The sequence below is a fragment of the Massilibacteroides sp. genome, assembly GCF_028705895.1.
GTDB lineage: Bacteria > Bacteroidota > Bacteroidia > Bacteroidales > Tannerellaceae > Massilibacteroides.
Genome location: NZ_JAQWCQ010000080.1, coordinates 1 through 10,705 on the forward strand (window position 1 = coordinate 1; position 10,705 = coordinate 10,705).

General features: G+C 39.7%; 10 protein-coding genes. 8 read left to right on the forward strand and 2 right to left on the reverse strand.

The features are described 5' to 3' along the window. Together PHT93_RS14290 and PHT93_RS14295 are read right to left on the reverse strand one after the other, a co-directional pair. The coding region (locus PHT93_RS14290; protein ID WP_300244257.1) for a glutamine synthetase III at positions 1 to 1,991 on the reverse strand (1,991 nt) is incomplete at its 3' end. Between the two features lie 748 nt (positions 1,992 to 2,739). After that, positions 2,740 to 3,192 carry a hypothetical protein gene (locus PHT93_RS14295; RefSeq protein ID WP_300244259.1) on the reverse strand — a complete coding sequence of 151 codons (453 nt, stop codon included), beginning with the start codon at positions 3,190 to 3,192 and terminating at the stop codon, positions 2,740 to 2,742. A 244-nt stretch (positions 3,193 to 3,436) separates the two neighbouring features. Here PHT93_RS14295 and miaB point away from each other — a divergent pair, with 244 nt between their 5' ends. The 8 genes from miaB (at position 3,437) to metK (ending at position 10,590) form a co-directional block, all read left to right on the forward strand. Beyond that, entirely contained in the window at positions 3,437 to 4,810 is a 1,374-nt protein-coding gene (miaB, locus tag PHT93_RS14300; protein WP_300244261.1) for a tRNA (N6-isopentenyl adenosine(37)-C2)-methylthiotransferase MiaB, read from the forward strand. 133 nt (positions 4,811 to 4,943) lie between these two features. After that, entirely contained in the window at positions 4,944 to 5,822 is an 879-nt protein-coding gene (locus tag PHT93_RS14305) for a permease-like cell division protein FtsX (protein ID WP_300244264.1), read from the forward strand. 11 nt (positions 5,823 to 5,833) lie between these two features. Then, the gene (locus PHT93_RS14310) at positions 5,834 to 6,073 is read left to right on the forward strand and encodes a DUF3098 domain-containing protein (protein WP_300244266.1); all 240 of its coding nucleotides are present in this window, start codon (positions 5,834 to 5,836) and stop codon (positions 6,071 to 6,073) included. Beyond that, the gene (locus tag PHT93_RS14315) at positions 6,073 to 6,867 is read left to right on the forward strand and encodes an undecaprenyl-diphosphate phosphatase (protein WP_300244268.1); all 795 of its coding nucleotides are present in this window, start codon (positions 6,073 to 6,075) and stop codon (positions 6,865 to 6,867) included. The genes PHT93_RS14310 and PHT93_RS14315 overlap by 1 nt, the downstream gene beginning before the upstream one ends. A gap of 6 nt (positions 6,868 to 6,873) precedes the next feature. Further along, complete coding sequence (truB, locus tag PHT93_RS14320; protein WP_300244270.1) at positions 6,874 to 7,581, forward strand: tRNA pseudouridine(55) synthase TruB; 708 nt, start codon at positions 6,874 to 6,876, stop codon at positions 7,579 to 7,581. A gap of 9 nt (positions 7,582 to 7,590) precedes the next feature. After that, positions 7,591 to 8,646 carry a tRNA preQ1(34) S-adenosylmethionine ribosyltransferase-isomerase QueA gene (queA, locus tag PHT93_RS14325; protein ID WP_300244273.1) on the forward strand — a complete coding sequence of 352 codons (1,056 nt, stop codon included), beginning with the start codon at positions 7,591 to 7,593 and terminating at the stop codon, positions 8,644 to 8,646. Position 8,647: 1 nt separating this feature from the next. Further along, positions 8,648 to 9,115, forward strand: coding sequence for a 2-amino-4-hydroxy-6-hydroxymethyldihydropteridine diphosphokinase (folK, locus tag PHT93_RS14330; RefSeq protein WP_300244275.1), 468 nt, complete (start codon positions 8,648 to 8,650; stop codon positions 9,113 to 9,115). A 185-nt stretch (positions 9,116 to 9,300) separates the two neighbouring features. Continuing rightward, on the forward strand, positions 9,301 to 10,590 hold the full coding sequence (gene metK / locus PHT93_RS14335) for a methionine adenosyltransferase (RefSeq protein ID WP_300244277.1): 1,290 nt from the start codon (positions 9,301 to 9,303) through the stop codon (positions 10,588 to 10,590). The last annotated feature ends 115 nt before the right edge of the window (positions 10,591 to 10,705 follow it).

Here is a 10,705-nt window from a genome sequence, read left to right on the forward strand (position 1 = left end):
GTTACAGCGCAGATGTGATGGCCTATTTTACGTACTAAACGTCTTGGCTCTGCTGCCAGTTCTTCGTATTCTTCCTGATTGAATGTTTCTTTTAGTTTTGTCAGGTTGTCAAGTAGGATGGACTGATAGCGCAATACAACAGGGGTTATGTGATTCATGGAAAGGTCACCTAACACACGTGCTTCTATTTGTACTTTTTTGATGTAAACTTCCCACTTAACTTCGTTGCGCGCGTGGAGTTCTTTTTCGTTTAATACGTTTGTTTCTTCAAACATGCGGATGGACTCCGGTTTCAGATAAGCATCGTATTGTAAAGGCACACTGTTTTCACAGTCTAATCCTCTTCTTGCAGCCTCCTCTTTCCATTTGTCGCTATAGCCGTTCCCATCAAAACGAACAGGCTTAGATTCTTTTATATAGGCTTTTAAGATCTCGTAGATCGCTTCCTGTTTACTCTTTCCTTTGGAAATAAGTTGGTTTACGTCATTCTTGAATTTTTGTAGTTGACAGGCAACAGCCGAATTTAAAGCTAACATGGCAGCACCACAGTTTGCCGAAGAACCGAGCGCCCGGAATTCGAACCGATTACCCGTAAATGCAAATGGTGAAGTCCTGTTTCTATCTGTATTGTCTAATAGAATCTCCGGTATTTGTCCGAACCCAAGATAAAGACGTTTCTTACTATCCATTTCGATAGCATCTTCAATAGAGCTGTTTTCAAAACGGTCAAGAACTTCGCTTATCTGCGTTCCCAAGAAAGAAGAGATGATTGCAGGGGGTGCTTCGTTGGCTCCTAAGCGATGGGCGTTCGTGGCGGAAGCAATGCTCGCCTTTAATAAGGAATTATGCTTGTAAACAGCCATCAAGGTGTTGACTACAAACGTAATAAAGAGCAGGTTGTCTTCTCTGTCTTTTCCCGGAGAAAACAGGTTGATTCCTGTATCCGTTGCCATAGACCAGTTGCAATGCTTTCCGGATCCGTTTACGCCCATGAATGGTTTTTCATGAAGCAGAACGCGGAAATTATGTTTTTCCGCTACGCGCTTCATTAACGACATCAATAACTGATTATGGTCGTTAGCCAGATTACATTCTTCATAAATAGGAGCTAATTCAAATTGGTTCGGTGCCACTTCGTTGTGACGTGTCTTTACAGGAATTCCTAATTTATAACAGTCAATTTCAAGATCCTTCATGAATTCCTGTACGCGTGAAGGAATAGAACCGAAATAGTGGTCGTCCAATTGCTGGTTTTTGGCGCTTTCATGTCCTAACAAGGTTCGTCCTGTCAAAGATAGGTCTGGTCGCGCAGAATATAAATCCTCGTCAACAAGAAAATATTCCTGTTCCCATCCAAGAAATGTTGAAACCTTGTTTACTTCTAAAGCAAAAAAATCACAAACTTCTTTAGCCGCTTTATTTAATGCTTCAATAGAGCGAATAAGTGGTGTTTTATAATCAAGCGCCTCACCGGTATAGGCAATAAAGATGGTTGGAATACAGAGCGTATCGTCAACAATAAATGCCGGAGAAGACGGATCCCAGGCTGAATAGCCGCGTGCTTCAAACGTATTTCTTAGTCCGCCGTTCGGAAAACTTGAAGCATCCGGCTCCTGTTGTACAAGCAACTTTCCGCTGAATTCCTCAATCAAGCCTCCATTCCCGTCATGTTCTACAAAAGCATCGTGTTTTTCCGCTGTGCCGTCAGTCAGAGGTTGAAACCAATGCGTATAATGCGTAACCCCTTTTTCAAGTGCCCACATTCGCATACCGGCAGCCACATGATTCGCAATCTCCCTGTCTATCGGTGTGCCGTTGTCGATTGCTTCAGTTAATAACCGGAAGGTTTCCTTAGAAAGATATTTCTTCATGGCTTTACGATTAAATACGTTTTCGCCGAAGAAATCAGAAACTTTGCGATCCGGAACGATGGCCGGAACCGCTTTGCGGTTAGATGCTCTTTCTACCGCATTAAAACGGGACGTTGACATTGTGTAGATTTGATTAATGTTATACCGTTGTAAAGGTACGTAGATTTTTTTCAATCTATCTATATCATAGTTTTTTTGATACGATTAAGAATCTCTTTTGAATTTATTCTCTATTTTTTTATACCTGATTTGGTATTTGGCGAAACACATGAAGACAAGACAAAAAGAAACTATTTTAACCATTTTGCTTACGCACTTCAAAAGCACTTAACCTCATTTTTCTTTCGTTTATATAGTTTCAAACCAATAAATATTCCATAATGACAAAGAAAGACCGTTTTTTCACCAAAAACACAAAGGTTGTATTCCAAAATATAAAGATTATTTTCCGAGACGTAAAGGTTATTTTTCGAAATATATCCTTTATCTTCAAAAAAGAGTAGCGTAATTTTGGATTTTTTACTTTTTACAAATTTTGAAAAAACGGACATGCCGGATAATGCAGTTTAAACAACATCTCCCGAATTCTGCTCTTCAGGCACATGCTTCGTTGTTTTGTTAGAGAAGTTGGCCCAAAAAGCCTCATTTGTGATCGGTATCAATCCGACACAAAAAATGGGTAATTTGCCAACATTTTGATTTTTTCAAACCAATAGCTCAGAGCAAACGCTTCTAAAATTTCAAATGAAAGAACATGAAAGAGTTACAAACAATATAAAAAAGATTCGTAAAATTCAAAACAGCCTCTAAGTTGGTTTGCCGAAGCTCCTCGTTTAATTATATAAGTAATGCCTTTAGAGAAGAATCATTAAACGTATTTTCTATTTAGAATTTCGCTGTAGATGATTGCTTTTCTTACTTCGTCAACATCTTGTAAATGAAAATCATCGCTGGAAATGTTATGGTCGGTTTCGTCTGTTTCTTCAAGTAAGATACTTTCGTTTTGTCTGTTTACAGAGCTTGGTATTCTGCTTTCAGCCGAAAGGAAAGGTTGTTGAACTGCTGTTTTTTTTGTCGCTGTTTTTTTTGCAGGAACATTTTTTACCGTAGGTTTTGGGGGTTGTTTCGGTCCGTTTTGCATTTCCTGCAAGATTTCCCAAAAGCCCTTTTCTTCTTCTGTATTTGAAGATGTATTGGGGTTCACTTGAGGTTGTACAGGCTTAGCAGGTACGCGTTTTTTCTTTTTCTTGGAATTGAATAAACCGCTAACTGCCGCTATAATAAGGAAAACAATATAAAGCCAATCGCCCAGGTTGTCCATAACTTTGATTATTTTTGCACCTCAAATATAAAGATAAATAGTGGAAGAAAGAATATTCGATAAGGATAAAAAAATAAGGGTAACTTCGCAGCCACCCTTATCAAATTTAACCAAAACCTTAACTATGAAAAAATTTACGTTTTTCTGATGCAAATATAGGCCTAAAAATTAATTGACCAAATGTTTTATATGGGCTTTTAAGGCCAAATTGACGTTTTTAGTAATTATTAATAATTTGATCTGAATGAAGACTGAAGAACAGGGTGCAGACTTAAAATCTGCTTCCCCTAATTTAGAAAAGAAATTATTTATTGAAACCTATGGGTGCCAGATGAATGTGGCAGACACAGAGGTGGTAGCATCGATTATGCAGATGGATGGTTATGCGGTGACTGAGGATATTCATGATGCTGATGCTGTATTTGTAAACACCTGTTCTGTTCGTGATAATGCGGAGCAGCGGGTGTATAACAGACTACAGTATTTTCAGTCATTGAAAAGAAAGAAAAAGAACCTCATTGTCGGAGTGTTAGGTTGTATGGCTGAACGTGTAAAGGAGGAGCTGATAAATTCTCACAAGGTTGATCTGGTGGTTGGCCCTGACTCTTATATGGATTTACCATCACTTGTTGGTGCAGCAGAATCCGGAGAGAAAGCAATCAACGTCCAACTCTCGACTCAGGAAACGTATAAAGACGTTATCCCTTTGAAGTTAGGCGGACAACGTATTTCCGGCTTTATCTCTATTATGCGGGGATGCAACAAGTTCTGTACCTATTGTATTGTTCCGTACACGAGAGGGCGGGAAAGAAGCCGGGATGTGGAGAGTATTCTGAACGAAGTGCGTGATATGAAAGAGAAAGGGTTTCGTGAGATTACTCTTCTTGGACAAAACGTAAATTCATACGCGTTCAAGCGGGCTGAAGATGATGTCGTTACTTTTCCGATGTTGTTAGAAAAGGTTGCCGAAGAGGCTTATCCTATGCGAGTACGTTTTACTACGTCTCATCCTCGTGATATGGGCGATGATATGCTCTATGCGATGGCAAAACACGATAATTTGTGCAAACATATTCATCTTCCGGCTCAATCCGGCAGTTCCCGGATGCTTAAAGTAATGAACAGGAAATACACCCGCGAATGGTATATGGATCGAATAAGTGCAATTCGCCGGATATTACCGGACTGTTCCATAACGACGGACTTATTCAGCGGCTTCCATTCCGAAACGGAAGAGGATTATCAGGAAACGCTGTCCATGATGCGTGAAGTAGGTTACGATACGTCTTTCCTTTTTAAATATTCAGAACGCCCCGGTACATATGCGGCCAAACATTTGGTGGATGATGTGCCGGAAGAAGAAAAGATACGCCGTCTGCAAGGGATGATTGATCTTCAGAATAAATTATCGGAAGAAAGTAACCTTCGTGATGTGGAAAAAACATTCGAAGTGTTGATCGAAGGTTTCTCTAAACGATCACGGGAACAGTTATTTGGTCGCACAGGGCAAAATAAGGTGGTTATATTTGATAAACGGAACTACCGTATCGGGCAACTAATCAAAGTGAAGATAAACGGGGCTACTTCAGCTACACTGTTTGGCGAACCGGTAGAATAAACATCAGGTCATTGTTAAATAATGGTAATTGCTTGTCTCGGTGGACAAATAATTCGTTATTTTGCAGAAAAATTGGGAGGTGTGTTGTCTTTACACACCTCTCTGATTTAAGAAATTAAAAGGTATCCTTCAGATGGCAGATAATAAAAAGATTAGTTCCGTATCCTTTTTCAATTCCCGTCTTACCTCTGTGATAAGTATTGCGTTGGTTCTGTTCTTGTTAGGACTTGTTTTTTTAATTGGGTTGTTAGGAAATAAATTATCTGAGTATGTTAAAGAAAATCTGTCTTTTTCAATCGTACTGAAGGATAATCAGAAAGAAGCGGATATCAAACGGATTCAGAGAACATTGGATGCACAACCTTTTATAAAATCGACACATTATATATCTAAAGATCAGGCAGCGCGGGAACTGGAAGAAGAAATAGGCGAGAATCCGGAAACATTCTTAGGCTTTAATCCTCTGCAAGCTTCAATCGAAGTAAAGCTTCACTCGCAATATGCAAATGCCGATAGTCTGTCTGTAATAGAAAAGAAAATAAAGAGTTATACCTCTGTGTCCGAGCTTCTTTATAGAAAGGACATGATGGAAATGGTCAATAAAAACATAAAGAAAGTTGGTTTGGTTTTGCTTGGATTGGCCATTGTACTGATGACAATCTCTTTTGTGCTGATCAGTAATACAATCCGTTTGCTTATTTATTCTAAACGTTTTCTTATTCATACGATGAAATTGGTGGGTGCGACCCCCGGTTTTATTCGTGCTCCATTTATACGTTATAACATGCTTAGTGGTGTCTTTGCTGCTTTCTTAGCAATATTAATGCTTACATCGGCGTTATACTATCTACAGGGAGAATTAAGTGGTTTCATACAAATATTAGATATGCCTACATTGCTTACTGTTTATGTCGTGGTGTTAGTTTTAGGTATTCTCTTGTCTGTGTTTGCAACTATTATTTCCGTGAATAAATATTTGCGTTTGGGAATAGATAAAATGTATTATATATAAAAAACAAAGAAATGGCTAAAAGAGATTTTGCTTTTGGTAAGGAGAATTTTATCCTGATTGCAATTGCTATAGTGTTAATTGTGATTGGGTTTGTTTTGATGAGTGGAGGTTCTTCTGTTGATGGAGTTTCGTTTAATCCTGAGATATTCAGTACGAGGAGAATCGTAGTTGCTCCGGTAGTGACGATAATCGGCTTCCTCCTGATGATTGCCGGAATACTTAAAAACAGCAAAACAAAAGAACAAGCATAATGAGTTGGATAGAAGCGTTGGTTCTTGGAATAATCCAGGGACTTACCGAATTCCTCCCTGTCAGCAGTAGCGGGCATCTTATCATCGGAGGCGAAATATTCGGACTGAGTGGTGAAGAAAACCTGACTTTCGCAATCGTTGTGCATGCCGCAACCGTTTTAAGCACAATTGTTGTACTTTGGTCTGAAGTATCAACTTTGTTCAAAGGTTTTTTTAGTTTTAAATGGAATAAAGAGACGCAGTTTGTCGCCAAAATAGTATTGTCTATGATTCCCGTCGCTATTGTCGGGCTGTTTTTTAAAGACTATGTAGAAACTCTTTTTGGAACCGGATTGCTGATTGTCGGGTGTATGTTGTTGGTTACAGCAGCTTTGCTGACTTTTTCATATTATGCTAAACCGCGAATGAAAGAAGATATCAGTTTTAAGGACGCATTCCTGATAGGTTTAGTACAGGCATTTGCTGTTTTACCCGGCCTTTCTCGTTCAGGCTCAACAATTGCAACCGGATTATTGTTGGGTAATAAGAGAGAGCTTGTGGCAAAGTTTTCTTTCCTTATGGTTATCATTCCAATTTTAGGAGAAGTATTTCTGGATTTGATGAAAGGTGGTTTTTCGGCGGAAGCATCCGGTATTTCTACCGTTTCATTGATTACAGGCTTTGTTGCGGCTTTTGTTTCCGGAGCATTGGCTTGTAAATGGATGATCCGCATAGTCAGTAAGGGAAAACTGATTTACTTCGCCTATTATTGTGTATTGGCCGGCTTATGTGCTATCGTGTATTCATTGATATAATTGCGGATGGATTTTATTGCGGGAGAAGTTTTATTTTTTAATAAACCACTGACGTGGACATCATTTGATCTGGTAAATAAGTTCCGGTACAAATTAAGCCGGAAATTGAAGGTGAAAAAGATAAAAGTAGGCCATGCCGGAACTTTAGATCCGTTGGCTACCGGGGTGATGATCGTTTGTACAGGGAAGGCAACAAAACGGATAGATGAGTTCCAATATCAGACGAAAGAATATGTGGCAACTATTAAATTGGGTGAGACCACGCCCTCTTTTGATTTGGAAACAGAAGTGGACAGGCAATATCCGACAGACCATATAACAAGAGAGCTGTTAGACGACGTTCTGCCTTCGTTTGTCGGAACGATAGAACAGGTTCCTCCGATATATTCCGCCTGTAAGATTGAAGGTAAAAGAGCCTATGAATTTGCTCGTGAAGGAAAAGAGGTCGAGCTGAAATCGAAAACATTGGTAATCGATGAGTTGGAAATACTCTCCTTTGATTTACCAATCGTGAAGATTCGTATTGTCTGTAGCAAAGGTACATATATCCGTGCCTTAGCAAGAGATATCGGAGTTGCCCTGAATTCGGGAGGTCATTTGGTCGCATTAGAGCGGACTCGAATCGGAGAGGTTATGTTGGATAAATGTATGAGTCCTGAAGATATAGATACATTTCTTGAACAGGTTATAATAGAAGAAAAAGAGAATAAATAAAATATAGTTATGAAGTTATCAAAATTTAAATTCGATTTACCTTCTGAATTAATCGCGCTTCATCCTACTAAAAACAGGGATGAGTCGAGATTGATGGTGGTACATCGTAAAACGGGTGAGGTGGAGCATCGCGAATGTTTTAAGGATATTCTTACTTATTTCGGAGATAAGGATGTATTCATTTTTAATAATACGAAAGTATTTCCCGCAAGATTATACGGTAATAAGGAGAAAACAGGTGCTCGTATTGAGGTGTTTCTTCTACGTGAATTAAATCCGGATTTGCGCCTTTGGGATGTTCTGGTTGATCCTGCCCGCAAAATACGTATCGGCAACAAACTCTATTTCGGAGAAGATGATTCGATGGTTGCGGAAGTGATAGACAATACTACGTCTCGTGGACGTACTTTGCGTTTCCTGTACGACGGGCCTCATGATGAATTCAAAAAAGCGTTGTATGCATTGGGTGAAATGCCATTACCTAAGTATATTGAACGCGCTGTTGAGCCCGAAGATGAAGAACGGTATCAGAATCTTTTCGCGACAGAAGAAGGAGCCGTTGTCGCTCCTGCTGCAGGATTGCATTTTAGTCGTGAACTGATGAAGCGGTTAGAAATAAAAGATTGCCGTTTTGCGTTTTTGACACTTCATTCAGGTTTGGGGAATTTTCGCGATATAGATGTGGAAGACCTGACGAAACATAAAATGGACTCGGAAGAGATGATTGTTAACGCTGAAGTCGTTCGCATCGTAAATGAAGGTAAGGATGCGGGAAAACAAATCTGTGCTGTCGGAACTTCTGTTATGCGTGCCTTAGAAACTGCTGTGAGTACGGACGGACATCTGAAAGAATTTGCCGGATGGACGAACAAGTTTATTTTCCCACCATATGACTTTAGTGTGGCTACAAGCATGGTTACCAACTTCCATTTGCCTTATTCTACCTTGTTGATGATGTCAGCATCATTTGCCGGTTATGATTTGATGATGGATGTATATCAGCAAGCAATAAAAGAAAAGTATCGTTTTGGTGCATACGGAGATGCTATGCTGATTGTTGATTAATATGGCGATTGTTTACTTTAGTCTGGGAACCAATCTGGGAGACCGGCATAAAAATATGCTAACAGCTGTAGCGTTGTTGGCTGAAAGGGTAGGAAAGATTCTTGCCCTTTCTGCTTTGTATGAAACAGAGCCCTGGGGTTTTGACTCAGATAATCCGTTCCTGAACGTGGCGTTGAGTATAGAAACAGCTCTGTTGCCGATGGAATTATTGCGACTGACTCAGCAAATTGAGCAGGAGATGGGGCGAACAGAAAAAAGTAATGGTTCCTATCATGACCGATTGATCGATATTGACCTCCTGATGTACGATGATCTGATAATAAATTCTCCCTTATTGACCTTGCCGCATCCACTTATGCATCAACGAATATTTGTGCTCCAGCCCTTAGCAGAGATAGCTCCTGACCTGCTTCATCCCTTGCTGAATGTAACGATTGCAGAACTGTATGCGCAAGTTTCTTCAAAATAAAAAAAGCATAAAACGGTGTAGGATAAGAGATAAATACTAACTTTGTCTCAACGAATTGACGTGGATAGATTTGTCTTGCTTGCAACCACGGGAAAAAATGCTAAAACAAATAACTCCTCTTATTGGTCGTTCGACAAACAATTCCTTTCCGTCAATTCATTACAAATCATAATATAAATTAAGTAATGAGTTATTTATTCACCTCCGAATCGGTGTCTGAAGGACACCCCGATAAAGTAGCCGATCAAATATCGGATGCTTTGCTTGATGAATTTCTGGCTTATGACAGAGATTCTAAAGTTGCTTGCGAAACCCTTGTTACGACCGGACAGGTTGTCTTGGCAGGAGAAGTTAAATCGAAAGCATATGTTGATGTGCAGGATGTAGCCCGCACAGTAATTGAAAAGATAGGATACACAAAGAGCGAGTATCAGTTTGAAGCCAAGTCTTGCGGTGTCCTTTCTGCTATTCACGAACAAAGCGGCGATATTAATCGTGGCGTTGAACGTGAAGATCCCTATGATCAGGGTGCAGGAGATCAGGGTATGATGTTTGGATATGCAACAAACGAAACCGAAAATTATATGCCGCTTGCACTTGATCTGTCGCACTCTCTTTTGCTGGAATTGGCCAGAATAAGAAAGCAGGAGTTAGACCTGATGCCTTATCTTCGTCCGGATGCAAAAAGTCAGGTAACTATTGAGTATGATGATAATGGAAAACCGCTCCGTATAGATACAATCGTTGTTTCTACGCAGCACGATGAATTTATTGAAACAAAAGGTATCTCGCAGGAAGAAGCCGATAAAGCGATGCAGAGACGTATTGAAAATGACGTGAGAGACCTGCTGATTCCACGCGTGAAAGCTCGCTATCCGGAATACGTACAAGCGCTGTTCAATGATGATATTATTTATCATGTTAATCCTACAGGTAAATTTGTCATCGGTGGACCTCATGGAGATACCGGTTTGACGGGGCGCAAGATTATTGTGGATACATATGGTGGAAAAGGAGCTCATGGTGGTGGTGCTTTTTCAGGAAAAGATCCTTCAAAAGTGGATCGTTCGGCAGCTTATGCCGCGCGCCATATTGCAAAAAACTTAGTGGCGGCCGGAGTTGCCGAGGAAATACTTGTACAGGTATCTTACGCAATTGGTGTAGCTAAACCGATGAATATCTTTGTAAATACGTACGGAAGAGCAAAAGTATCATTGACAGACGGCCAGATTGCGGAAAAGGTAGAACAATTATTTGATATGCGTCCGAAAGCTATTGAAGAACGGTTGAAACTAAGAAATCCGATTTACTTAGAAACAGCATCATACGGTCATATGGGACGTGTACCTCAAACGGTGAAAAAAACATTCACATCGCGCTATATACAGCAACCTGTAGTTTGTGAGGTGGAATTATTTACTTGGGAAAAATTAGATTATGTGGATAAAGTAAAAGATGTTTTCGGACTGAAGTAAGTTCACCTGAAATTTATAGAATTAAAGGCAGTTTTGTTTTATTATTAGACAAAACTGCCTTTTTTGCTAAAAAAATGGATTGTAGCGAGGCTTTTGTACATAATTCTTTATATTT

Bases quoted from the DNA above. Each gene is read 5' to 3' on its own strand.
- PHT93_RS14315 (WP_300244268.1), top strand. From the start codon at position 6,073: ATGAGTTGGATAGAAGCGTTGGTTCTTGGAATAATCCAGGGACTTACC.
- PHT93_RS14305 (WP_300244264.1), top strand. From the start codon at position 4,944: ATGGCAGATAATAAAAAGATTAGTTCCGTATCCTTTTTCAATTCCCGT.
- PHT93_RS14295 (WP_300244259.1), bottom strand. From the start codon at position 3,192: ATGGACAACCTGGGCGATTGGCTTTATATTGTTTTCCTTATTATAGCG.
- miaB (WP_300244261.1), top strand. From the start codon at position 3,437: ATGAAGACTGAAGAACAGGGTGCAGACTTAAAATCTGCTTCCCCTAAT.
- PHT93_RS14310 (WP_300244266.1), top strand. From the start codon at position 5,834: ATGGCTAAAAGAGATTTTGCTTTTGGTAAGGAGAATTTTATCCTGATT.
- queA (WP_300244273.1), top strand. From the start codon at position 7,591: ATGAAGTTATCAAAATTTAAATTCGATTTACCTTCTGAATTAATCGCG.
- truB (WP_300244270.1), top strand. From the start codon at position 6,874: ATGGATTTTATTGCGGGAGAAGTTTTATTTTTTAATAAACCACTGACG.
- metK (WP_300244277.1), top strand. From the start codon at position 9,301: ATGAGTTATTTATTCACCTCCGAATCGGTGTCTGAAGGACACCCCGAT.
- folK (WP_300244275.1), top strand. From the start codon at position 8,648: ATGGCGATTGTTTACTTTAGTCTGGGAACCAATCTGGGAGACCGGCAT.